Here is a 25,741-nt window from a genome sequence, read left to right as displayed (position 1 = left end):
TCCCTCCTTAGATTTTGTTTTCGATAAAGCCGCTTATAATTGTGTCGACCATTTCGGCAGTTTTTTCTTTAATTGAAAAACAATACCTTTCCATTCGCCATTTCAGACAAATTTCCTTGCTGCCGCCGGTGAGAATATTTTCCAGTAGAACTGGATCCATATGTGCGCCAATGAGATTCTGATCTTTGGCCGCTTGAATTGTTTTGATGATAAAATCTGCCCGTTTATAAATGATTGCACTAACCTTTTCCGCCAACTCCTCATCGCACATCAGGCTATCATATGCTTGAATCACCACCGTAATTTCCGGATAGTTCTGATAATATTCGGCATAGGCATTATAGAAATAGCGAATCGCTTCCAGTGGCGAGAAGTTTTTTTTAACACAGGTTTCAATGATGGCATCATCATACTGAGAAAAATGATCCACTACCGCCAGCATAATATCGGTTTTAGTCTTAAAATGCCGAAACAGCGTTCCTTCCGAGACACCTTCCTGATTAGCTATCATTTTTGTCGACAAATTCTGAAGCCCCACCTCATTTAGCGTTTGAATCGTTGAAACGATAATACTTTCACGCCTTTTAATCAGTGATTTTTGCATGGCGTTCCTCCTAACGGAGTGATTACTTACTCCTATTTGAATTATACCCTTTTCCTCTTAATTGTCAACTTCTTCTGTGAAGTTCTTAAGGTTCTTTTGTGAATTTTAATCGAATTCTTTCACCCATCCCTATCTCCCTTCACCGTTGACAATCTCGTTTTCGATTGATCACCACTTAGCCACTTTTTATGTTTTTGACTTTGACAAAAGCCATGTTATAATATTTTTTATCTATTACACAACAGGAGGATCGGATGATTCGAATTCCCAATCTCAAACTCGAGATTCAGCAGGCCAAAAACAATGGGGCCGAAAAAGAGGCCTTAAGAGGCGCTATTCTGTCTAAACTAAAAATTAATCCCAAAGATTTAATCACTTTTAAAATATTTAAAAAATCCATTGATGCCCGCAAGAAAAGTGCTATCGTGTATATCTATACAGTTGATGCCCGCCTAAAAAATGAGGTGGCTGTTCTAAAAAAGGGTAGTAAATCCGGTATTATTCCCAGTCCCGATTTATCCTATCAACCAGTCTCACCGGGAAATGTTTTACTAAACCACCGACCGGTCATTATCGGCATGGGTCCTGCCGGTCTTTTTGCCGGTCTGATTCTGTCCCGCTCCGGTTACGCCCCCATTATTCTTGAACGGGGTGACGATGTCGATCACCGAAGCATCAAAATTGACACCTTCTGGCAAACAGGTGCGCTTGATCCAGAGAGTAATGTTCAGTTCGGTGAAGGCGGGGCCGGAACCTTTTCTGATGGCAAACTGACTACCCTGATTAACGATCCCCGTTGTCGCAGCATCCTTGAAGCGTTTATTGCCGCTGGTGCTCCTGAAGAAATCCTTTATCTCAGTAAACCCCATATCGGCACCGATCTGCTGCGAGAAACGGTGAAAACCCTGCGTCAGACAATTATCGATAATGGCGGCGAAGTCCGGTTCCGCTCCCAGGTCACCGACTTCCTGATCGAAAACGGTCGTCTGACCGGATTGATTATCAATGATCACAATCAACTCGACTGCCAGGTAGCGTTGATGGGAATCGGACATAGCGCCCGGGATACCTTTGAAACGCTTTATAAGCGGGGTATCACGATGACTCCCAAAGCCTTTTCCATCGGAGTGCGGATTGAACACCCCCAAAGGCTAATCGACACTGCTCAATACGGATCTGCTGCCGGATCTGCTGGCCTGGGAGCAGCCGACTACAAGCTTTCCTATCATTCCCCTAACGGACGATCGGCCTACACCTTTTGCATGTGTCCCGGGGGGTATGTGGTGGCCGCTGCATCAGAACCCAACAGCGTCGTCACCAATGGCATGAGCGAACATCGACGTGATGGTCAAAATGCCAATGCCGCCCTCCTGGTCGGGGTACAGCCTGAAGATTTCGGTGATGACCACCCCCTGGCTGGGGTTGCCTTTCAACGCCACTGGGAGGGTCGGGCTTTTGCGCTGGGCGGCCAGAACTATCACGCCCCAGCTCAACTGGTGGGCGATTTTCTGGCCGATCGACCCAGTAGCCAATGGGGTCAAGTTAAACCAACTTATACCCCGGGTCTCAAATTGACTCAGTTAAAAGACTGTCTGCCGGATTATGTGGTAGCCACCTTAAAAGAGGCACTAATTCACTTTGACAAAAAGATCACTGGCTTTGCCATGGCCGACAGCATTATGACTGGAGTTGAAACCCGAAGCTCTTCACCGGTTCGAATCAACCGCAACGAAAACCATCTGTCTAACATCTCCGGACTCTACCCGATGGGTGAAGGTGCCGGTTACGCTGGTGGAATCATGTCTTCAGCGGTGGATGGCGTTAAAACTGCTGAACAAATTATTCAGGTCTATGCCCAACTTACCCCTAAAAAATAGTTTAACCACCTTTCGCTTTTCTAATAACACCGCAAAAGAGCTCCTGAAGATTTTCTTCAGGAGCTCTTTTGCGACAAGTTACTTTCGTATTTTCAGATCGAATCCGGGTTGTGCTTAAACTGCTTTGCAAATTTCAGCGATTAAGTTGGCAATCTCTTCATCGCGTTTTTTATTCTTCCAGCTGACAATAAATGATTTTTCCACTCTGCCACCTTTTAATTCCACCACTGACTTAATCTGCCGATTTGCCTTGGTTCCGCCAGTAAATTTGGATGCCAGCTGTTTCGTCACAAAACTGAATACTCTTTTCCCCTCCAGGGATGAAACCTGTTCCAAGTATTCTTTCATCACCCCTGCCAATGAAAAGGCCCAAACCGGACTGGCAAAGATTACCACGTCGTAAGGGGTTACATCCGGTTTGCTGGTAAATACAATCGGCGGTTTAACGCCAGGATCATCATTTTCCGGAACGATTCGCTGAATTTCAGCATCCAGACCTTTTTTTACCAGAGCCGATTTCAACTCGTCGGCGACTGAAAAGGTGTTGTTTGTTTTAGAAAAGACAATAATACCAATCTTCATTTCACGCTCTCCATTTTCTTTAAAATGTGGTTATGTTTAGAATACAAACAAAGCTCATGCATTTTTGGTCATTTATAATTCTCTTGTTGACACTAAGGTACCTCATTTTATCATTTTTTTCAAGTCTTTTCGTAAATTTTACCACAAATTTTTCTAAATTATGGCAACTTTTTCGTTAACTGCTCTAAAAAAGCAGCCTGAGACCAGATGCTTTTCTCAGACTGCTTTGATTAATTACACAACTTCGTCATCGATTATTTTCATTGATTAAAATAGATCTCGCCATTGGCATCCACCGTAAAAATTTCAAAATCAGTATAGAGCGAGCTGCCAAAAATGTCATCAATCTGGAAAGAATAATAGTAGTCGCCCACGGCCAATGGTTCTTCATAGATCACCGGATCATTGTTAAACGTATATGCCTCGCCTTCGTAAACACCCTCTTCATCGGTTTTCATACTATAAGAATAATACACCGGCGTGATCAGATCACCTTTTTTTAGCTTGGTAATTTCTTTCGCCGACTGACCCGTGACCGCATCGATGCCATCCCAGGCTCCGATAATTGTGATGGTATAATTGCCATCGCTGGCAAAGTCAATTTTTATTCGTAAGTTGGTTTCCACCCCATTTAACATCACCGGCGAAGTATAGATATTGTAGGTATCACCCTGCTCAACAATATAGGTGGCCAAGGGTTGTCCATCCGGCAGTGAAACCCAGTAACCGTTGAAATTATCTTCAAACTTACCGGTATTCCAATCGGCGGTGATGTTGTCATCCAGACCCAGTTCGATCAAGGTCTCCCCATCTCCGGCATCCATAAACACATCACAATATACAGCATCTACATAATCCAGGGTATCGGCTGAAATGGTAAAGCCGTACATGCCATTGGCATTAATGGCGGGCTGTGATGAAAAGGAAACCGCACTTTCGTCTTCACTAAAATTATAAGCCTCGGTGTCCGTATGATCCAGGTCAGACCAATACTCAGATCCGGCTGCTTCATTATAGCCACTGCTCCAGTAGAGCGAGTTTTCCCCAAACCAGTCGGTATCGCTATACCCTCCGAAATCACCATTGGTGTCACTACCATAGGCCATTTTATCAACAAAGGACATATAATAGGGACTGACACAGATATCTTTAAAAATTGACAATTCCTCAGAACCCTGAATCGCCAGCGGATAATAAATCGCCAAGCCGTGAGAATCAGCCTTATCACTGCCGTTTTTCATGTAAACCACGCAGTCCTGAAGGGCCGCCAACGCCTGATCAACACCTGCGACATTTCCGGTAAGGTTTTTTAATACCGAACCCAGGTCAACCATATTGGTATAGCCTTCAGACTTGTTGTTACCACCATAGTTTTGGGCTGTCGTGATCCCTTTGATCATTTTGGAAAGAACATCGGTATTCGTGGTGGCGTTATACATTTCTTTTGCCACGTCATTAAAGGCATACACCAGTTCATCGATTTTGGACAGGTCAATACAGGACAGGGTCGCCTCATTCTGACTGTCAATGGCAACACATGCTGCATAAAACGAATCCACGATCACCTTGCCCAGCTCAGCACCACTGGCAGCCGGATTGCTGCTGATAAAACTGCCCATGGCAGTATAATCCCAACCATAGCCGGGTTCCAGTTCTTCTGATGCCACCATATAGCGGGCATGAGGTGCCAGCATATTGCCCGTTTCCACCGTTCCCATTAAACAGGCATCAAAGCCGATGAATTCAAAGCTATCCGTCATATTCGAATAAACCGAAGTCAGTGCGTTTTCCACTTCCAGCAGGGAAAGACTGTCGCTTTCATTCTGCTCATCAAAGCACACCCCAGTGATGCTGCCGCCCCCGTGATTCCAAAAAATCAGCCCCATTTTTTCAGCCGGATAAGCCGATACCCCCCAGTTCAGAAATTCTGCCAGAGTTTGGGCGCTACCCATATTGGCACCATCCTCCTCTTGTATCTGCTCCATATTCTGGTTTTCAATTACAAATCGCTGGGTCAATGAATCATCCACCAGATCATTATCCCAGGCATTGGCCCCGCCGGTCTGTACCACAAATTTTATCTGATCCGACTGGGTAGCATCTATCATTTCCTGGAGATCCATCGTAGCCAGACCACTTTCGCTTTCCAAATCTGAACCACACATATAAACAAAAATAGTCCAGGTTCCGCTCGCACCCATTTTTTTTGTCTCACTTCGGGTCAACCGTTGAATTGTCAGATCCCCACTGGAACTGACCTGCATATCCGTACTTCGGTTCAGTGATGTATCCAGGCCACTGTTTTTGTGGGTACCAACGCTTCCGCCATCATCTGAGCAAGCTGTTAATGACAGCACCATGGCAAAAACGATCAGAAATGCCATCAATCTTTTTTTCATGTTCAACCTCCAGGTTAAATGATTTTACTGGTAATTTCATGTCTTAACCATCAACGGTTAAACCCACAGCCGACAATCATTGCTGCAAAGGCTTTAACCACAATGGATTTTTACATAATACTGACTCATATTATACGCTTCCCGGATTGAATCGCAAAGAAATTTCGCACCTAAAATCACTTTTTCACGATAACTTTATAAAAAAACACAGACGCACATTGAAGTGGTCTGTGTTTTAAATGGTTTAGGGAACAAACGGTCACCCGCTCCAGTCAGAAAGACATTTAATGAACGGAATCCATAATTTCAAAATGATCAGGACAAACCGATGATTTCACCGTCTTCGGTAATATCCATACCATTAGCGGCGGGTACCTTGGGTAAACCCGGCATTGTCATAATGGCGCCGGTGATCACCACCACAAATCCAGCTCCTGCTGACAGACGCACTTCTTTTACATGGATATTGAAATCCTGAGGAGCGCCCAACAGGGTTTGATCATCAGAGAAAGAATATTGGGTTTTAGCCATACAAACTGGCAGGTGGTCAAATCCCAAAGCAACAATTTCATCCAATTGTTTTTTTGCTTCCGGCTCGAATTCTACCCCATCAGCCCGGTAGATTTCTTTGGCAATGGTTTCAATTTTCTGCTCAATTGGCAGTTCCAGTGAGTAAAGTGGTTGATATTGAGACTCACCCTGATCACAAAGCTTAACCACTTCATGGGCCAGTTCTTCGCCGCCTTTGCCACCCTGAGAAAATACATCCGAGAGGATTACCTTGACATTTTTATTTTCACATGCTTTTTTAACTGCCTCAAATTCAGCTTCGGTATCCGTCGGGAATTTATTCAAGGCAACCACAACCGGCACTTTAAACTTTTGCAAATTTTCCAGATGTTGAATCAGGTTAGCGCTGCCAGATTCCACCGCTGCCACGTTTTCGGTTGAAAGCTCTGTCTTGACCACGCCACCATTCATTTTAAGTGCCCGGACAGTAGCAACGATCACTACGGCATTGGGTTTTAAATCAGCATAACGGCATTTTATGTCAAAGAATTTTTCGGCCCCCAGGTCAGCACCAAATCCGGCTTCGGTTACTACATAATCGGCCAATTTCAAGGCTGTTCGGGTAGCCAGCACCGAGTTGCAGCCATGGGCAATATTGGCAAAGGGACCACCATGAATGAAAGCCGGGGTGTTTTCCAGAGTCTGAACCAGATTCGGTTTGATGGCGTCTTTGAGTAACAAAGCCATCGCCCCGGTAGCTTCCAGGTCATCAGCAGTCACAGCTTTGCCTCCGATGTTGTAAGCCACAATCATCCGACCCAGCCGCTCTTTAAGATCGGTAAGACTGGAGGCCAGACAGAGAATTGCCATTATTTCTGACGCAACGGTAATGTCATAACCGGTTTCCCGTTCCACCCCATTGGCACGGCTACCTTGACCAACAGTGATCATTCGCAACGCCCGATCATTCATATCTACAACTCGACGCCAGACAATCCGGTCGATATCGATATTTAACAGATTTCCCTGATGAAGATGATTGTCCAGTAGCGCCGCCAATAAACTATGGGCTGCGGTAATCGCATGGAAGTCGCCGGTGAAATGGAGGTTGATATCATCCATCGGTACAACCTGGGCATAGCCGCCGCCAGCAGCGCCACCTTTGACCCCAAAGCATGGTCCCAGCGAAGGTTCTCTCAAAGTGGTGATGGTTTTTTTACCAATATAATTCAGGGCCATGGAAAGACCGACGTTGGTGGTGGTTTTTCCTTCACCAGCCGGGGTGGGGTTAATGGCGGTGACCAGAATCAGCTTACCATCTGGTTTGTCCTGATTGTCTTTCAACACTGACAAGGATACCTTGGCTTTGTGATTACCATAAAGTTCCAAGTCATCTCCGGTGATCCCCAATTTTTCAGCCACCTGTGCAATCGGTTGCAATTTGGCTTCCTGTGCGATCTGTACATCTGTTTTCATCTTGTCTTTCTCCTTTTAAAATAATTTTGTTATTCTCAGAGTCTCTTTTTTAAATCTGACCCACACGCCGGAATTATGTTTTGCAAACATCCTGTGCACATGTATATACAGATTTTCCATAGATTACCATCTTTTATTCTAGATGTCAATATTTTTCTATGTTGAGGCAATTTATTATCTTTACTTGTTTGTTATTTCTCAAACAAGTATTTTTAGTTGAATATTTTTGTTATTTTTGTAACGATCGACCACCACACATCCGAATATACACTGCAAATTTTTACCTTTTTACTTATTTACTATTATTTTTCCATCCCACTTGTAAACGTATAAAAGAATGCCCTGAACAACTTAATTGTTCAGGGCATTCGAAATCAAATTCGTAAAATATATTATTTTTTTATTCTTTTGTTGTCACTTTTTTAACCAGTACATTGCTTAATTATAATATACCCGTTAAGCTAACTGATTTTTTTTGCATTCAATGAAATTTTTCGCTTTTTTACCTGGAAATTTTTTTCTTCTTTTTTTAATCTGATCCTGACGAATACAGTTTTCTATGCCAAACCAACAATCGTTCCTCCAATCGGTATCCATAAAGCACAAAGCGCAATAAAAGCCAATTGCAACCAAACCGTCGCTTTAGGCATATCGGTCATCTTGTAATAACCAGCTGTGTAGGTAATTAATGGAATTGTATCAATTGGAAACAGATAGCAATTTCCAGCACAAAGTCCCAATGTGATGATTAACAAGGCCGGATGGATGCCCGTGGTCGCTGCCAGGCTAACGATTACCGGAGTCAATACGCCAATCAGTGCTGGCGCTACCGGAACAACCAGCATGATGATAAAACTCATTGCTGCCACAAAGAATACCCCTTCCATTGTTGAAATGGACAGGCTGGTCGGCAGAACATGGGTTACAAACCACTCACTGACTCCATTGACCACAATCGTATTGGCTATACATAAAACCGTCCCAATCAGAATAAACGATGTCCAGCTTACCGCTTTGATATAGCGATCCCAAGTTAGAATCTCAATGCCCGGCAAAAAGAATAAGGAGCAACCCAACAATGCGACAACAGTAACCTCAATTCCTGGAACGAACGAACTGAGAATCCAGAAAAACAACATCCCTGACGCGATGGTAATAACCTTCCATTCAGTTTTAGAAATTTTTTCTTTAACTTCGATGGTTGCCAGATAGTTTTGGATTTCTTCCTGATCAATTTCCGCTGGCGGATAGATTTTCATCAACACAAACCAGGATAGAGGTAGCATTAATACTACAATGGGAATAGCACAAACCATCCATTGAATAAAAGTGATTTGAACACCTGCCAAATTTTGCAGCAGACCAATTGTTAGTATATTGATCCCACTACCAGCCGGAGTCATGACACCACCCAGCATTATTGCAACAGGAATACCAATCATCAGGGGCCGAGCTGTTTTCTGACGATCCGCCTCATTTTTATACAGTTTTAAAAAGCTTGCCCCAATGCCCATAAAAACGACCACAGTAGGAACATCCGTGACAATCGATGAAACCAATCCCCCGGTAACCATTATTGCCAGAATGCATGTCTTTACGTTCTTGCCAAACTTTTCCAGCAGAAGATGCAGCACCCGCTGAACAATTGGCGTGGATATCACTGCTTCTGCCAAACCAAATGATGCCAGTACAAAAAACAACATTGTATTACTGAATCCGACCAAACCCGTAGCCAAATTTTTAGTAATTCCCAAAACTGGCAACAAAGCCAGGCAGAGAAAGCAAATCACCCCTACTGGCAGGGCTTCGGTAATCAGCATAATCAAAAAGAAAATTAAAAGTCCAATGGTAACAAGACCTATATCTGTCAAACCCGCAGGAATTGGCAACAGAAAACTGGCAACCAGCACCCCAATACCCATGATCATTCCGAACAACTGCTTTTTGTTCATAACACACCTCAAGTTTTTCAATCACACAATAATACAAACAGGAAGCCAATTCAGTTACGAACAGACTTCCTGTCTTTAGAACTAAATCTTGATTTTACCTGAAATCAATACAGATCTCATCATGATTTATCGTATTTTAGAACATTTCCTTTGACATTTTGTCAATTTCTTGATTGATGGTTTCATAAACCCCTGGGAACGAATCAATCGGTAGTCCTGAGGTCTGAGAGGGAATAAAATACAGTTTGCCATTTTCTTCACAGGTTTTTTTCACATATTCTGCTACAATTTCTGGGGTCCAATCAGGGAAATCAACCAAACCACTGTGAATACCACCCATAAAGGTAATTTTGTCGCCGTATTCTTTAATCAGTTCAGGAATGTTATTGGTGTTCATTACACCCTGCCAGATATCGATACCCATTTCGATCATCGATGGCACCAGGTTTGCGGCATAGCTGTCACTGTGGTGAACAATCAGTTCAACGCCATTCTCTTTATAATAGCCATAGATTTTTTTGTAGGCCGGTTCAAAGAATTCTTTAAACATCGCTGGTGAAATAAAAGAATTGATCTGGCTGCCCCAGTCATCATGATGGAATACCGCATCAGGATGAAGATGATCGATAAATTCTTTAGCCAGTCGCAGTTCAAAATCAACCAGGAAATCAATCAACGCATGCATTTCTTCTGGTTCTTCGTAGTAAGCCATTAAGGCCTCTTCCATACTCATCAGGTAATGGATATGTTCAAACAGACCGGGCGCCACAAAAACAGTGACATACTGATCATTCCGATCAACCGCATTAGCCTCAGCAATCGCCGTCGCCCAAGCTTCTTCGGGATAATCAAGCTTCGGCGCTTTAACATAATCCCGCCATTTGGTGATATCCTTAACAACGATGTGCTCCTCATCATGAACCGGAAATGAGCCCAATTGGCCTTCCGGCCAGCTCAAGGTAACGCCCCATTCATTAACTATCGTACCACCGACCGGTGGTTTTAAACGACTGATCGGGGTTTTCATCATCAGGGCAAAGGGTTCATATTGTTTGACAAAGCGATCCGGATTTCCACCCTTCATTACTTCAACTAAATTTTGTCTTTTTGTTAACATTTTTCTCTCCTCTCCTATGCTGTTGCCAGTTCTTTGGCTTTTACCGCAGCACTACCGGCATCAGGAGCATATCCGTCAGCACCAACTTCAACGGCATATTCCGGCGTGACCGGAGCACCGCCAACAATCACTTTCATCTCCGGATAAGCAGCTTTAATGGTCTGTACTGCTTCTTTTAAGGCTGGCATGGTGGTGGTTAACAAACCGGAACAGGCCACCAGTTTGACATTGGCATTGTCTTTAACTGCTTGAACAAAGGTATCAGCAGGGACATCAACGCCCAGATCAACCATATCAAAACCAGCACTTTCGATCATCATCGAAACCAGATTTTTACCGATATCGTGAAGGTCACCGGCAACCGTACCGATGATGCAGGTACCCAGCGAGGCGGAACCATCACCAGCCATCAGTGGTTTTAATACTTCCACGCCTTTTGACATGGCTTTAGCAGCAATTAGCATTTCCGGGACAAAGATTTCGCCGGATGAGAATTTATCCCCAACGACGCCCATGGAATCAACCATGGCCTGGAGAATCTCACTTGGGGTGCTGCCTTCATCCAGTGCTTCCTGTACCAGTCCGGGAACCAGTTTCGATTTTCCAGCTTCGACTTTTGCTTTGACTTCTGCTATTTTTGACATGATTTATCTCCTTAAATTAAATTGTATATTCTAAACCGGAGCAATGTGTGAATCGCTCCGGTTTCATTGAACTTTGTTTTTTATACTTAAGCCAATTTACGTTCTGCTAATTCTTTATTGATTTCTTCCATTCGTTTTGGTGTTAATGTATAAAGCCCAAACATCATCACCATTCCAATAATCATAATGATTGCCGGATAAAGGGCGAAACCATTTTTAATTCCCTGAATCAGTTCTGGAGTCACGGCCATATCAGCAACATAACCAACTGAAGCCAGCACCGCTGAAATGATAACCGAACGGACAAAAATAGATACTTTGATTGGCATACTGATCAGTGACATGATAAAACCACGGGCATTTTTGCCGGTTTTCCAGTCGCCATAATCAACGGTTGCAGAGTACATTGCCACACCCAGAGAATCTGGCAAACCATAACCAATATAGGCAGCAAACATGATGATTTTAAAAGCAGTTGCTTCAAGCGGCATAAACCAGACAATTAGCAAACCGATAATCAAAAGCGACAGGGCGATCATATAGGTGTTTTTTTCGCCAAGTCGTTTAGCAATCGGTGATGCAATCATGGCTGCAAAGAAGTTGACAATGGTTAATCCGGTCATGAACAATGCCAGTCCAGGCAAATCGTTAATGACATATTTAAAGTAGTAGAAGGCCATTCCAAAAATAACGAAACGTCCCAGGTATCGTCCCAGTTCCACCAGCATCAGCCCCATCAATGGAGGGTTGACAACAATTTGTTTGAGCATTTCGCCCACTGACATCTTTTCAGCCGGTTTGCCCGCTTGGGCTTCGGTACCGTTTTGAGCATAGTCTTTGGTGATTACAAAATAAATGATGTTACAGGCAATCATAATCACACCGGTGATCGCTGCCATATAGGTGTAACCTAAAACCGGGTTGCCGACACCAGCACCAATAGCGGCGATGGCTTTTACCCCAAAATAGGAGAACACCAGAGCACCCGCTGCATTGAACATTCCCCGGTTACTGGCCATTGAGATTCGTTCTTCCCGAACCGTGGTCAGCGCATTATTCATGGAAATATGGGCAGCATAAAAGGTATTCCAAACCAAATGGCTGATGGCGAATCCTAAAAAGATGATAATAGCATTAATTTCCGAGGTTCCGCCAATCTGCGAAAACTGCAAAATATAAAAGAGCGCCGCAATGGGTGGTCCGACCAATAGCCATGAACGGTATTTCCCCCACTTCATGTTGCTTTTTTCAAGAATAACCCCTGATGTTGGTACGGCCACAATATCAACAATACTGGTGGCCAATAAGATGGTACTTACTAATGCCAAAGGAATTTTTGCAAAGTCGGTGAGGAAAGCTGCAAAAAACATGACTTCAATATTGACTAAGGTCTGAAACCCAAATGACGGTAATCCATAAAGATTAATAGCCGACTTTTTTAATGGTTTGTTCATAATTCTTTCTCCTTTTTAGTTTCAACTTTAATAACAATTTCTACTAAAATAACTGTCGACACTATTTGTCTGATCAGCCAATCTCCCTATAACAACAAGCAAACAGCAACACTTCTATCCAGTCGTTCCGCAACCAGAAATTATTTTGCACCATAACGATCATCCTGAAATAATGCAATCCTTTTCATAATGCCTTTCTTCATTAAAATAGAGTTTCGAAGAAGCGGTACTAAAGATATCATGACATTTTTACAAACCGTAAATAAAATTGTAATTACTAATTCATTTACAACATCATTGTACTCGTATTCAATGAAGCTGTCAATGTTTTTTTAGTAAAAAATTTCAGTTAATCTATTTTTTAAACTTTGTACTCGTTTTCTTCATTGATTTTTTATATGATTATTCGTTTTTTTTGGCAACTTGTCTGTTTTTACTGTTATTTTTGACATTATGTCCATCATCACATTATTATTTTTTAATTTGAATTTACAAAATACCGTTTAATACCTTTCAAATTTCAGAAGAAATTCCAAAGCACGTTCCTGCATTAACATTCGTTTGCTTATATAATGTATTCCCCGCCACAAAAAACTTAACCTGATATATTTTCCTTTTTTTGACTGAGCAGCTTCACCATCAAAAAAAGAACTTCGTACGAAGTTCTTTTTTCAAGCTCTATAATTTTTTGAAGATATCATTTATTTTAAATATGTTTAATCAATAATTCTATGAAATTACTATAGCCCGCACCGTTTTATCTTGTCAAAGCATACATACAGGAGTCCTGAAGTTTACCATTCTTATAAATACTTTTCTGAAAAACACCTTCCAAATGAAAACCAGCTTTTTCAATGGTTCTGCGCGCCTTCTGGTTATCAGCAAAGGGCCGAGCGTAAATTCTGACCAAATCCGACTCATCAAAAGCTTTTTCACAGATCTGCTTAATGGAACCAGTCATGATTCCCTGTCCCCAATAGGGTTCGCCAAGCCAAAAACCCAACTCACCACTTTTGCAACTGACATCTTCCTGCATCAGCAGACTGATCGCTCCAATCGGCGCATCATCGATTGTGATCGCCTTGTTTAGATGCCTTCTTTTATTCTGATGAATGCTTTTAGTAATAAACAGATGGGCATCATCCAGAGTGTACGGATAGGGAAAGGTGTTTCGTAAATTTCCTGCTATCTTTTCATTATTGGCCAGAGGCACAATATTTTCAGCATCACTTAGCTTCCATTCTCTTAGTCCAAATTCCATTTTTTGACCTCCTTTGATCATCGCCATTGATTTCTAGTTTTTTCTAAAAAACTAATTTGTACTCGTTTACTTTTTAATTTTCATCAGCTTAACATCTTTGGAATTTTATGTCAATATTTTTTCTTTTTGCAACCATTTATTACCTTTACTTGTTTGATATTTCTCAAACAAGAGGTAGTGCTGAAACTATATTGTTCGTTAATTAACAAATCATTTTTAATCAAGATGTTGTTTTTCGATAGATTTTATTCGGGTAACTTTAATACAGATACATCAAATTCAATTTATGGATAACATACTTTTTATCCATTGTCTGATAGCTATTGAACAACTTTTTATTTCTTTATCAATTCCACATAAACAAATCAGCTATTTAAATGATCTTGATAGTTAATCTACTGCTATATCTATCAAATTGACACCATATCACTGCTAATACTATGAAAAATATTTCTCCCTAAAAAACCGATAATAACGTTGCGATTAAATGCATTTAAATGAAAAAAATCACTGTCTTGAGGCTTTGTTCCACCATAATAATTTTACTTTTCAATTTTTTTTGCCCTAATTTTTTTATTATTTTGAACTCTAGCAAAGAGAAAATTAAGTATTTTTTAAGATTCATCGTTTTGATTGTTACTCTGACAATCGTTGTCGTTTCCTGCTTTGATTCCTAGATCAGCAAGCAAATCTGCTATACTTTCTTCACCATTTAGCATAAAATTAGAGCATCAAAGCGTCATCATAATAATCATAGGTGAAAAAATGAACAATCAACCCGAAATAAAACTATCCGTCCGCAATCTGGTGGAGTTTATCCTCCGCTCCGGAAATATCGATTCTCAGTTTATCAGCAACGCCAGTGCACTGGAAGGAACCCGGGCCCACCAGAAGGTTCAGAAAGATAATCGAGACAAAGGCTATGCCCCAGAAGTATCGCTAAAACATCGTTTCGAATATGAAGGCTTCTGTTTCCGAATCGATGGCCGGGCCGATGGCATCATCACCAGCGAGTCCGGGATTATTGTAGACGAAATCAAGTCAACCAGCCGGCCGTTAGAACAGATTGACGAAGACTACAGCCAAACCCATTGGGCCCAGGCTAAATGCTATGCCTATATTTACGCCATCCAGAATGAACTACCAGTAATCAGCGTACAGCTGACCTATTTTCAGCTGGATACCGATGAAATCAAAAAGTATCTAAAAATCTTTACCCAAACTGAACTGACTGTTTTCTTTTACGATTTAATCAATCAGTACCTGGTCTGGGCTGCTCTGACCAGCAACTGGGTGACTCGCCGCAATACCGCTATTCGGGCTCTTGCTTTTCCCTTTGAGCGTTATCGCCCGGGCCAGCGGGAACTGGCAGTAGCGGTTTATAAAACCATTGTCGAACAGAAAAAACTTTTTGTCCAGGCTCCCACCGGAATTGGCAAAACAATGTCAACTCTGTTTCCCGCCATCAAATCGATGGCTGAAGGGCATACTGCCAAAATTTTTTATCTAACCGCCAAAACCATTGTCCGGGAGGTTGCCGAGGAAGCCTTTGCTAAAATGGCAAATCAGGGATTGGCTTTCAAAAGTGTCACTCTGACTGCCAAGGACAAAATCTGTTTTCAGGAAGAAACCATCTGTGATCCCGGTCACTGCTCTTATGCCCAGGGGCATTTTGACCGTGTTAATGCCGCACTGCTGGATATCCTTAAGCAGGAAGACCGCCTGACCCGACCCGTCATTGAAAACTATGCACACAAACATCAGGTCTGCCCTTTTGAGTTTTCTCTCGATTTAACCCTCTTTAGTGACTGCGTGATCTGTGATTACAACTATGTTTTTGATCCCCGGGTTTATCTCAAACGTTTTTTTTCCGATAACGGCGGCGACTACAGCTTTTTGATTGACGAAGCCCATAATCTGGTCGATCGGGCCCGCTCAATGTTTTCGGCCGAACTTTATAAAAAACCATTGCTGGAGCTAAAGCGATTGTTTAAAGATAACGACCCCAGTCTTGCCAAAGCTCTGGGAAAACTCAACACTCACATGATCGGGCTGCGAAAATTGGCTACAACCAACTCACCTCACCGCCAAAAAGAGGCCCCCAAAGATTTCTTGCTGCTGGTGATGAAGTTGATTGCTCTGGCCGAAGTATGGCTAGTCAGCAATGAAGGCCGCCCGGGTCACGAGAAACTACTGGAACTGTATTTTAACGCCCTGACCTTTATGCGCACCGCCGAGTTTTACGATGACCACTTTCTAACCTACGTCGAAAACGCCAACGGCGATACCCGTATCAAACTTTTTTGTCTGGATCCTTCCCACTTGCTGGGAGAAGCCCTCAAACGAGGCCGGGCGGCGATCTTCTTTTCGGCCACCCTGTCACCACTCGACTATTTTTCAGAAATTCTCGGTGGTGACCCCGACAGCTATAAAATTAGTCTGCCATCGCCCTTCGATGTTAAAAACCGAGAACTACTGATTGCCGATACCATCTCAACCACCTTCCGCAATCGCGAAAAAACCTACTCCACCATTGTCCGTTGCATCAAAACGGTACGGGATCAGCAGCCAGGCAACTACATCGTCTATTTTCCATCTTATAAATATATGAATGCGGTGTTTGAAATTTTTAGCGCCAGCTACCCGGAGGTCGTCACCATCCGGCAGGCTCCGGAAATGAACGAGGAAGACCGGGAGCTGTTCCTGGGTCAGTTCCGACCGGCACCCGGGGCTGCCCCGACCGGGATGTTGGGCTTTGCGGTGCTGGGCGGGATCTTTTCCGAAGGCGTGGACTTAAAGCACGAGGGCCTGATCGGCGCCATTATTGTCGGAGTCGGTCTGCCCCAGATCTGTTTTGAACGTGATATCATCCGGGATTATTTCAATAAAAAAAACCACACCGGCTATCAATATTCCTACCTCTATCCTGGCATGAACAAGGTTCTCCAGGCTGCCGGACGGGTGATTCGAACCGAAACCGACCGAGGCGTGATCGTTCTGATTGATCAGCGCTTCAGTAGCCCTAGCTATCGTCAGTTATTTCCACAGGAGTGGTTTCCCCATCGCCAGATCCGGAATGAGCCCGAGCTTAAAAAAGCCCTCCAGGATTTCTGGGCCATGACTATACCGCAAAACTGACGTAAAAAAATCTGCTGTCGCACTACGACAGCAGATGTCTGATAACCATAATGGGGTGATGAAAAATCAGCCGCGGGCCACTAAAAGCCATGATCTTGCGAATTTTTAGCTGATTCTCTTTATTATAGCAGGGGCTTGGACAGTGATTGCAAAAACCCTTGTTTTCGCCATAGCGGCAATGATCCAATCGGTTCAAGGCATAACTTAACAGGGTCTGGCACTCCGCACAGAGATCGTGTGATCGATGTTTTTTGCGGCAATAGATTTTGAGCATCACGGCAAGGATCCGTTTTTCCTGGTCTATTTTTGGCACTCGGCTTTTTTCCTTATCTTTCTTTACTTTCGACAAACCATTTGGGTTCTTCATAATAGAGACAGACTTCCTTATTCTGGATCCGGCAGGTGTAGCGAATACCCTGCCCGCCCACCTTCAGGGAGACCCCCGGGCGCATATCCAGAACCCGGTCAATAGAAAAAACCCGACCGTCCTCCCACAAAACCTGGAGGGGGATGATTCTGCCATCTTCTTCAAACTTTGCAATCACCTGGACAAATTTTTTTATTGCCATTTTCTTAATTCTCCTTTAAAAGTATCCAATTGGATGGATAACATGATCTTTTTTGGGATCCAGGCCGCTCATCGAATCACCAATGGTAACCGCCCGACGCAGAACCAGATTCCCAAAGCGCTTGCGTAAATCATCAACGGTATCATCGAGCTGGGCCTGACGCATCCGCAACGCTTCATTGCCAAAAACATCCAACTGAATCGGGGTTGAATCCGGTACCAGATCAGTGACCCGCACCCCCAGGGAGCGAATATCCGAACTGAAATCATAATTCTTTTCAAACAAGGCAATGGCGGCTTCAGCTATTTCCCGGGTCAGATCCGAGGGTTTTGCTAGCTTTGTTTGCCGGGTGAAGCTGTGAAGTTCTTTGTTACGGACATGAATCGCTACTGTTAAACAATAGCAGCCGGTTTCCCGCAACCGCATCGCCACACTTTCAGTCAGCATATAGAGGATCAGCTTGACATCCTTCAGGTCTTTTAAATCCCGGGGGGTAGTGATGCTGTTGCCAATGCTTTTGAGAATCCGTTCGTTACCGTTATAATGCTCGTCAAAGGCTTTTACCGGGCTGTCATCAAGGCCATTGGCAAAGCGCCACAACACCATCCCCATCTTACCAAACTGGAGCACCAGAAAATCTGGGGATGTTTGCGCCAATTGTCCAATGGTATAGATACCATATTTCATCAGTTTCTTTTTCGTGGCTGACCCCACATAGAGCAGATCCCCAATTTCCTGGGACCAGACAATTTTTTTGAAATTATCCCGGGTGATCACCGTGATGGCATCGGGTTTCCGATAATCCGAACCAAATTTGGCAAAGATTTTGTTCCAGGAAACGCCAATCGAAACGGTGATACCCAGTTCCTCCTGAATGGCCTGGCTGATTTTTTCGGCAATGGTTCGGCCACTGCCGTGAATCCGGGAACTGGCCGTGACATCAAGCCAAGCTTCATCGAGACCAAAAGGCTCCACCTGATCGGAATAACGGTTATAGATTTTTCGGGCCAGCCGGGAAAAACGTAAATACAATTGATAATTTGGGGGCATCACCAAAAGCCCAGGACATTTCTCCCGGGCCTGCCACAGGGCCTCGCCGGTTTTAACCCCAGCAACCTTTGCTTTCTGGTTCTTCGCCAGAATAATCCCATGACGTTTTTCCGGATTGCCACCGACCGCCACCGGAAAGTCCCTAATCTCCGGATGATAGAGACATTCCACATTGGCATAAAAGCTGTTGATATCAGAGTGTAAAATAATCCGTTCCATGACCCACCTTTTTAACCCACCTCGATAAAATTAGTACATATGTTCTATGACTATTCTATACCCCCTACCGTGCTTTGTCAATGCCTAAATTATTAATTACTCTACCAGCAATTTATTGCAAACAATCCAAAAAAACAAGATCCGTGTAGGCACGGATCTTGTGACGATCGATAACATGGTGTTATTCTTCTTGATGGTCTGAGTTATTTTCCATCATTATTATCACAACCTCTTTTTTAGCTATAGGTTGCATAATATTCAGCTTCAGTCTGCTGCGCCTTCTGATTACCCACGCCACAACGGGGATTAAGCAACGAGCAATTTTTGCCGCATCCGCCGCAGCGGAATTGTGAGAGATATTCACTTAAACTGGGAACATCCGGTTCCGGTTCGGTGACTACCGGTTCAGCCACGACGGGCGCGGCTTCAACAATTGCCGGTGTTTCGACGGGTTCAGTGACAGCTACCACAATCGGTGTCGTTGTTTCAGCAGTAACTGCCATAGTCGTTGTATCCGTCGTTGTTTCCGGCACCATTTCAGTAACGGTTTCAGTGGTTGCCGCTTCCGTAGTCGTGGTATTGGCAGCAACGGTTGTGACGACACTTTCGGTATCGCTGTCGGCGGCCGCATTTTTGACAACAATCGCCGGGGGAATTTCTACCTGAGCAGCCATCACCTGTTCATAACTGCGATAGGTAGTGGCCACTGTACCATAGACGATCAGCAAGGCGGCCACAGCTGCACCAAACTGCTTGATAATTTTGATTTTCATTTAAAACCTCCTTAAAACAAATTGAACACTGCCCCGATCGAAAACAAGGTTAGTAATACGTAACTGCCGAGCCGAAACCACTGCAGCTGTTGGGGGATTTCTTTGGTGATTTTTGCTGACAGGATCCCCGACAGCAGCACCATCAGCAGCACCGGGGTCAGGGTACTGGCAGCAGCAAACACGCCGCCAACCAGAGCCGCGGTGGCAACCGGCAAGGTAACCGCTACCCCCATCATCAGCAGTAACGGAGCGCAGGGGGAGGCTCCATAGGCAAATCCAGCCATAAACAGCGGGATCAAACCTTTTTTATCCTCCTTTCGCTCTTTTTCCCCCCCTGCACAACCAGAACAGCTAATGGCTGATCGGGCGTTTTTTCGATTATCGATCAGCCATTTGCCAATCAGCACCATCCCCAGGGCAACCATCGCCAGCTCCATAATCAAACTCAGGTTGACCCCAAATACATAGCCAGCGGCATCGATAAATTGACTACCAACTAGCGCCGCCAGTGTGCATAAAAGCACTACTGCCGTAATTTTTCCGATAAAAAAACTTAAAAATTCAAGCAGCGATTTTTTCATCCCACCAGCATGGGTGATGATATAGCTGGACAAGAAGACCGTAACTGCCGGACTACAGCAGGTACCACAGCCCAACCCTACCGACAGTGCTGTAGCCAGCACCGGAATCAGTAATGCAAGGGTCATCATCAGGCCCTCTCGCTGGCAATCAGGGCAGCCCCAATGGCACCGTTAAACTGCGGATATCTGGCCACATAAACATCCCGCATCATTTCTTCTTCAAAGGCTTTGTGGACCCCAATATTCAGGGCGCCGCCACCGGTCATCAGGATATCCCCGCCCTTTTCGGCTTTTTTCATCATTTTGATGATCCGTTTAGCCATTGATAAATGCATTCCGGCCAAAATATCCCGGCGATCATATTTCCGGGCCACCAGCGAAACCACTTCCGACTGGGCAAAAACTACGCAGGTGCTGTTGATGTCGCAGGGCGCCTTACTTTCCAGCGAAAGCGGACCGACCTGGTCAATGGTGGTTTCCAGAATCTGAGCAATGACCTCCATGAATTTACCGGTTCCGGCAGCACATTTATCGTTCATGGTAAAGTTTTTAACGGCATAATTTTTGTCGAGATAAATGATTTTACTGTCCTGGCCGCCGATATCAATAATCATTCCCGGCCGGTATTCCCGGGGCGCAGTCAGGCGCACCCCATAGGCATGGGCAGTGATTTCGGAAATATCGTCATCAGCGATATCAAAGACCTTACGGCTGTAACCGGTGGCCATGGTGTAGCGGACCTCAGCACGTCGGATCCCCCGGCGGCTACACATTTTTTCAATTAAGCTATTAGCGGCGGCATTGTTATCAATCCCGGTATTGGTGACCATCGCATCGACCACTTGATTCTGACAGATCAGCGCTGCCTTGGTATAAGTTGATCCGCCGTCTAGTCCGGCGTAATAATTTCTGTTCATGTTATTCTCCTGTTTTCTCATTTTGTTCAAAACCTCACCGACTACCGCCAGTCGTTATCTCAGGTTATATGTCTCGGGGCGAACAACCGCTTGACGATTAATCGGGACAACCGTTAGCCGGCTATTTCTGTTTTTTGGATCGCTCAGCCAGATCTTTTAGTTTGATCAGCTCAATAAAGGCCTCGATCCGAATCCGCAATTGCTCAATGTCTTCTTCGTTATAATCACTTTCGACCCGGATCACCGGAATCCCCAGTTTGCCCAGCTCGTCCTCAAGGGTCTGGTACTCAAAATCATAGACCAGACAGCCCCGTAAAACGTGGTACACCACCCCCTGAACCTGGTGATCGGCAATCATCTGTTTGATCCGGTAAACCCGCTGGTCATTGTCAACAAAAGTCGGACACGTACAGGGCCGGGTGTAGCGGTTAGCCAGAGAACGCATTAAACCGTCAAAGCTTTGATCCACCACAACAGTGGGATCATAAATCGAACGCTCACCCATACAGGTTTCGTCCCCCACCAGAATGCCCCCAGTCTCTTCAATCAGCAGCGGTATTTTGATGTTCGGGAAAATAATCGGTGACCCGGTGACCATAATCCGGGGCTGCTTATCTTTACTGACAAATTGCTTGTCTTTTTTGCGCCGAGCCAGTTCCCGATTAAGCAAATGCAGCTGCTGGCTCCACTGCGCCAACGGCATATATGAAAAAGCATTCATTAAAGCCATCGCGTGAGTGCCTTTAATCAAGGCCGGGACATGCTTTTTGTACTCATTGAATTTCGACATTTCATACTGGGCAAAGCCCATCTCGTCAATGCTTTTGGCCAGACTCTGATAACTAATCGTCTGGCCGGTGACTGCTTCCAGCTCCGGAATCAGCTGGTAGAGTTCCTGGACATACTGCTCCATATCAGCGTCATCGCTTTTAGACGTTGGTACATGGAGCGAATAGGTTGGAACCATTTCCTTTAACATCCCGGCCATTTTCTTTTTACAGTCGCAGGTGATCGGCACTACCATCAGGGCGCAGTCTTGGTAAACCGGCATCACGTCCATGGTTTGAAAACCCATTACCGCCTTGATCAACGGACAGGCATCCCGGGGCACCAGATCGTCACCAATCGCAAAGGCGGTATAACTGCCGCTGCATAATTTTACCGGCTGAGCTCCAACGGCGTAAATCAGCTCATGGGGCACCATTACACAATAGGTGCCGACAGTTTTAGTATCGGCCGCTTTTTCGACATTTTTCATTTCAACATAAATGTCTTTGAGAACCTTAAAAAATGGCTGCATTGCTACCGGCGCTCCGGGCAATTCTGCCAGCCGCCGCAGATATTTACCCGACACCTTGGTGGCTTTATCAATAAAGCGCTGGCGTTGCCGTTGTTCCATGGCTGTCAGCTCTTTGGTTTTGTTTTCAGCTGCGCCGTTATGATCAGCTAAACCGATTTCTTGGCTATTTCTCTTATTTTTGATCAGACTCATTTTTTTCTCTTTTCCTGATAAATCGTTTCAGTTTCTTTTCAGATTTTTTATGACCAGACATAAAGGTTTTTCGGGATGCCCGGTAAAATTTCAGGCCACTGAAGCTCATTGACAATGCTTTGTTTTCCGGGCATTTATCGATGCATTCACCACACATGATACAATCAGCTGTGGTAACATCGGTTTCTTCCCGCTCAGTATAGATGGTTTTAATCCCCATCGGACAGGCTTCATAGCAAGCCCCACATTCGGTACAAGCCTGACAGTCCTTTTTAATGCGGAACAATGAAAACTTGTGCCCCAATCCGATTAAATAACCGAGGGGACAGATATTGCAGAAGAACCGGCGTTTAAAAAAACCGCCGATAATTACCACGATCATGAAGAAGCCCCCTAAAAACAGCGATACCTTAAAGCCAGCAAAAGCCGGAGACAAGGTAATTGCCGGACATATATCGCAAAAGTTACCGCCAACAAAACTGAGTCCCAGAAACAACAGCAACATCGTCCATTTGATTGGTTTTAACTGACGATAGAGTTTTTCACTCAAGGGCAATCCTTCAATTTTCAGCCCCTGCCGGGCTTCGTGGGTAAGATCCTGAACCAGTCCCAGGGGACACAGAAAGCCACAGATAAACCGGCCCAGCACCACAATGGAGATCAGCAGCGAAGCTAAAAAGATACCAATTTCCGACCAACTCAGATTAACCAGGGTATTTAAATGGGCCAGCGTATAACAACTGCTGGCAATCAACTGATCCTGATTGATGGGGCAGGCAAAAATCGGAATTTCGATCGCATTGACCCATTGGCCCAGTAATTTCCCGCCATAGATCAGTGTGAAAAAGCTGATGATCATGGTGAGCCAGCGTAGCGTCATAAAGCCGAATTTCCGCTGTCCCTTCATCGTCCCCACCGGACCCAAGCTCGTTCGCTCATTGGCAAAGCGACCCATTACCGGATCTTTTTTGACAATCCGGCGGCGCAACCACAGACACAAAATGATGCCGATGGCCGAAAGCAGCACGATGATCATAAACGGTGTCATTGCCGCCAGGTAACGGCTGGAAAACAGAGTATTGTCTTCGACCTGATAACTCATCTGATAGACATTGTCGCCATTGTCTGCGGCATAGGTAACTGCGATGCCACTGCGGATATCCAACAGTGACACACCTTCAATGCCCCCCGCGCTATTGGTGGTCACCTGGCTTGTCCCACTTCGCTGCGAAGTCAGCGTTACGGTTTGATCAGCCAGCGGCTCGCCTTCAAATAATACATTAAGTGTAGTTCGATCAGTAAATATGATCTCCAGCGGAAACAGTTCATGATCAAAAATCGGTGGCGTGGGCCGATAGCCCTGGGTAAATTCCATATCGGTTTTGGCCGCCAGATAAAGCGTTTCGCTGCTGCCATCGCCATCGAGATCGGCAGTTTGCTGTGGTAGAGTGGCAATAAAACTACCTAAATAATCCGGACTCATCACAGCCATATTATCAGCGGTCATTTCGGTAATCCCGTTAACGCTGAGTGCATAAAGCGTTGCGGCGGAAGCATCCTGATTGCTCATCGTATTTAAACTAATCTGGTTATTGTCATAACTGAAATAAAGCTTGCTGCTGGTGTCGGTCTGCTCCCCAGCTTCTTCTGAGCTAACAGCGGTGACCATGGTATAACCGGTGGCATCGGTACTAAACTGGTAGAACACCAGGTTATAGGCAAATAATGACAACAGCATCAGCACAACACAGACAAGGATGACTGCTGGCGTTACTGTTTTTTTGATATTCTGATAGATTTTTTTCATACAGCTCTTTTTTCCTCACGATAGCGATGATGGGCCAGCATTTCCATAAACGCCTCCATTCTGATTCGTAATTGTTCCACATCCTGATACTGATAGTCAGTTTCCAACCGGAACACTGGAATATTCGCAGTTCCGAATAGCTGTTCAAAACGCTCCAGTTCAAAATCATATTCAATCTGACCTTTCAACACATGAAAAACCACTCCTTCAATGCGCCCCTGTTTTAAATGCCAGAGCGCACTTTGATAAAGCATGTCATTTTTGGCATAGGCCGAAGAACAGTCATAACGGTAATGGGTCTCAATGATCGCCGTAAAGGGATCGCGTTTACCGGCTTTATGCTGGCTGCTGCTGGCGTAGATTTTTTGAGTACTGCTGTCCAGCGCTGCTCCGATTTGCAGACCGATATCGCCAATCAAAAAAGGGATCTTATAATTGGGCAGATATACCGGTGACCCCATCAGCAGGATTTGCGGTTTGTTTTTTCCCTTTTCATAAATCACCTGGCGACTTTCCAACAGTTCCAGATTCAGTTTGCGGAGATGGCTGCACCAGCTTTTAAGATCAGTGGAGTAATAATACGAATTCAGAATTGCCATCCGTAACGCCCCGGAAATCAGGCCGTCTTTTTCCTGGCAGACCTGGATAAAATCACGCATCAGCTTCCGGGCGCCCTCAACCAGCTGGGTAGCCTGGGTCAGCTTTTTTTTCGTCAGCCGCTGACCGGTATGATCGCTAAGTTTATCAGCCAGATTTTCCATCTGGCTCTGCCATTTAAGACCCGCCAGAGGATCGCCCTTTTCCGGGGGAATATCCACCGTGACGACCTTTTTTCCGGCTTTGCTCAGCAGATAAGCCATTTTGCGGCTGCTGTCACAGGTAATCGGAACGATGATCAGGGCAGCTGCGCCCAGATCAAAGTGATCATTGAGCAGAAATCCCAGCACCGAGCGACTGACCGGATCGGTATCCCGGGGTACTAAATCGTCGGACCAGGCCACCGTACCCAGGCTACCGCCGAGTATCCAAAAAGGTTTGGCCCCGGTGGCATAAATCAGTTCTTCGGGAATGCTACTGCCCAGCACAATCACTTGTGGCTGGCGTTTCTTCATATTGTCCGGTTTAAAGTAGCGATAGATTGTATTTAAAAAATAGCGCAGTTCCTCGATCTGACTATTCTCATTGAATAAGGTTCTCAGGGTATCCATGTATTCACTTTCATAGCTGCTAAACAGTTGGTTTTTTTCGTGATTAGCTGTCATTATCTAACCTCCAAAGGCATTTATGTTTCAATGTTCATTTCATGTTGCTATTGTAAT

The 25,741-nt window shown here is 44.6% G+C and carries 20 protein-coding genes; 2 read left to right on the top strand and 18 right to left on the bottom strand.

From position 1 onward, the window contains the following. Window positions 1–7: 7 nt before the first annotated feature. A complete protein-coding gene (locus tag BI182_RS02135; RefSeq protein ID WP_070372344.1) occupies window positions 8–604 on the bottom strand; it encodes a TetR/AcrR family transcriptional regulator in 597 nt (198 codons plus the stop codon). 254 nt (window positions 605–858) lie between these two features. Between BI182_RS02135 and BI182_RS02130 the strand changes: the two genes are divergently transcribed. Continuing rightward, window positions 859–2,481, top strand: coding sequence for an NAD(P)/FAD-dependent oxidoreductase (locus tag BI182_RS02130; RefSeq protein WP_228883049.1), 1,623 nt, complete (start codon window positions 859–861; stop codon window positions 2,479–2,481). 114 nt (window positions 2,482–2,595) lie between these two features. Here the strand turns inward: BI182_RS02130 and BI182_RS02125 are convergent, their stop codons facing one another. The 8 genes from BI182_RS02125 to BI182_RS02090 all read right to left on the bottom strand — a co-directional run bounded on the left by BI182_RS02125 (window position 2,596) and on the right by BI182_RS02090 (window position 13,876). Next, window positions 2,596–3,063, bottom strand: a complete 468-nt coding sequence (locus BI182_RS02125; RefSeq protein ID WP_148636305.1) for a flavodoxin family protein — start codon at window positions 3,061–3,063, stop codon at window positions 2,596–2,598. Between the two features lie 260 nt (window positions 3,064–3,323). After that, window positions 3,324–5,462, bottom strand: coding sequence for a clostripain-related cysteine peptidase (locus BI182_RS02120; RefSeq protein WP_286805198.1), 2,139 nt, complete (start codon window positions 5,460–5,462; stop codon window positions 3,324–3,326). 315 nt (window positions 5,463–5,777) lie between these two features. Continuing rightward, window positions 5,778–7,448 carry a formate--tetrahydrofolate ligase gene (locus BI182_RS02115; protein ID WP_286805197.1) on the bottom strand — a complete coding sequence of 557 codons (1,671 nt, stop codon included), beginning with the start codon at window positions 7,446–7,448 and terminating at the stop codon, window positions 5,778–5,780. A 557-nt stretch (window positions 7,449–8,005) separates the two neighbouring features. Further along, window positions 8,006–9,400 carry an SLC13 family permease gene (locus BI182_RS02110; RefSeq protein ID WP_228883048.1) on the bottom strand — a complete coding sequence of 465 codons (1,395 nt, stop codon included), beginning with the start codon at window positions 9,398–9,400 and terminating at the stop codon, window positions 8,006–8,008. Between the two features lie 136 nt (window positions 9,401–9,536). Beyond that, window positions 9,537–10,517 carry a uroporphyrinogen decarboxylase family protein gene (locus BI182_RS02105; protein ID WP_228883046.1) on the bottom strand — a complete coding sequence of 327 codons (981 nt, stop codon included), beginning with the start codon at window positions 10,515–10,517 and terminating at the stop codon, window positions 9,537–9,539. Window positions 10,518–10,531: 14 nt separating this feature from the next. Continuing rightward, complete coding sequence (locus tag BI182_RS02100; protein WP_070372351.1) at window positions 10,532–11,161, bottom strand: cobalamin B12-binding domain-containing protein; 630 nt, start codon at window positions 11,159–11,161, stop codon at window positions 10,532–10,534. A gap of 86 nt (window positions 11,162–11,247) precedes the next feature. Beyond that, window positions 11,248–12,615, bottom strand: a complete 1,368-nt coding sequence (locus tag BI182_RS02095; protein WP_070372352.1) for an MFS transporter — start codon at window positions 12,613–12,615, stop codon at window positions 11,248–11,250. Between the two features lie 757 nt (window positions 12,616–13,372). After that, on the bottom strand, window positions 13,373–13,876 hold the full coding sequence (locus BI182_RS02090; RefSeq protein ID WP_070372353.1) for a GNAT family N-acetyltransferase: 504 nt from the start codon (window positions 13,874–13,876) through the stop codon (window positions 13,373–13,375). A gap of 765 nt (window positions 13,877–14,641) precedes the next feature. On the opposite strand from BI182_RS02090, the gene BI182_RS02085 reads away from it, so the two are divergent. Further along, window positions 14,642–17,014 (top strand): ATP-dependent DNA helicase, encoded by a 2,373-nt coding sequence (locus BI182_RS02085; RefSeq protein WP_286805194.1) that lies wholly within the window; start codon window positions 14,642–14,644, stop codon window positions 17,012–17,014. Between the two features lie 22 nt (window positions 17,015–17,036). Here BI182_RS02085 and BI182_RS02080 read toward each other — a convergent pair whose 3' ends face one another. The 9 genes from BI182_RS02080 to BI182_RS02040 all read right to left on the bottom strand — a co-directional run bounded on the left by BI182_RS02080 (window position 17,037) and on the right by BI182_RS02040 (window position 25,684). After that, window positions 17,037–17,327: a nitrous oxide-stimulated promoter family protein gene (locus tag BI182_RS02080; protein WP_084633748.1), complete on the bottom strand. Its 291-nt coding sequence runs from the start codon at window positions 17,325–17,327 to the stop codon at window positions 17,037–17,039. A 13-nt stretch (window positions 17,328–17,340) separates the two neighbouring features. Then, a complete protein-coding gene (locus tag BI182_RS02075) occupies window positions 17,341–17,583 on the bottom strand; it encodes a hypothetical protein (RefSeq protein WP_175440961.1) in 243 nt (80 codons plus the stop codon). A gap of 15 nt (window positions 17,584–17,598) precedes the next feature. Continuing rightward, window positions 17,599–18,852 (bottom strand): DNA polymerase IV, encoded by a 1,254-nt coding sequence (gene dinB / locus BI182_RS02070; RefSeq protein ID WP_070372356.1) that lies wholly within the window; start codon window positions 18,850–18,852, stop codon window positions 17,599–17,601. A gap of 236 nt (window positions 18,853–19,088) precedes the next feature. Further along, window positions 19,089–19,625 carry a hypothetical protein gene (locus tag BI182_RS02065; protein ID WP_286805187.1) on the bottom strand — a complete coding sequence of 179 codons (537 nt, stop codon included), beginning with the start codon at window positions 19,623–19,625 and terminating at the stop codon, window positions 19,089–19,091. A gap of 11 nt (window positions 19,626–19,636) precedes the next feature. Beyond that, on the bottom strand, window positions 19,637–20,335 hold the full coding sequence (locus tag BI182_RS02060; protein WP_286805185.1) for an urease accessory protein UreH domain-containing protein: 699 nt from the start codon (window positions 20,333–20,335) through the stop codon (window positions 19,637–19,639). Then, on the bottom strand, window positions 20,335–21,123 hold the full coding sequence (locus BI182_RS02055) for an acyl-CoA dehydratase activase (protein ID WP_286805183.1): 789 nt from the start codon (window positions 21,121–21,123) through the stop codon (window positions 20,335–20,337). The genes BI182_RS02060 and BI182_RS02055 overlap by 1 nt, the downstream gene beginning before the upstream one ends. Window positions 21,124–21,244: 121 nt before the next feature. Next, window positions 21,245–22,615, bottom strand: coding sequence for a 2-hydroxyacyl-CoA dehydratase subunit D (locus BI182_RS02050; protein WP_286805182.1), 1,371 nt, complete (start codon window positions 22,613–22,615; stop codon window positions 21,245–21,247). Next, the gene (locus tag BI182_RS02045; protein ID WP_286805181.1) at window positions 22,596–24,422 is read right to left on the bottom strand and encodes a 4Fe-4S binding protein; all 1,827 of its coding nucleotides are present in this window, start codon (window positions 24,420–24,422) and stop codon (window positions 22,596–22,598) included. The genes BI182_RS02050 and BI182_RS02045 overlap by 20 nt, the downstream gene beginning before the upstream one ends. After that, entirely contained in the window at window positions 24,419–25,684 is a 1,266-nt protein-coding gene (locus BI182_RS02040; protein WP_286805179.1) for a 2-hydroxyacyl-CoA dehydratase family protein, read from the bottom strand. Before BI182_RS02040 ends, BI182_RS02045 begins: the two co-directional genes overlap by 4 nt. Window positions 25,685–25,741 lie beyond the last annotated feature (57 nt).

Origin of the sequence: Acetobacterium sp. MES1 (assembly GCF_002237635.1) — a bacterium.
Taxonomy (GTDB): domain Bacteria; phylum Bacillota; class Clostridia; order Eubacteriales; family Eubacteriaceae; genus Acetobacterium; species Acetobacterium wieringae.
The sequence above is the reverse complement of the archived record's forward strand: the minus strand, read 5'-3'. Positions and strand labels throughout refer to the sequence as shown.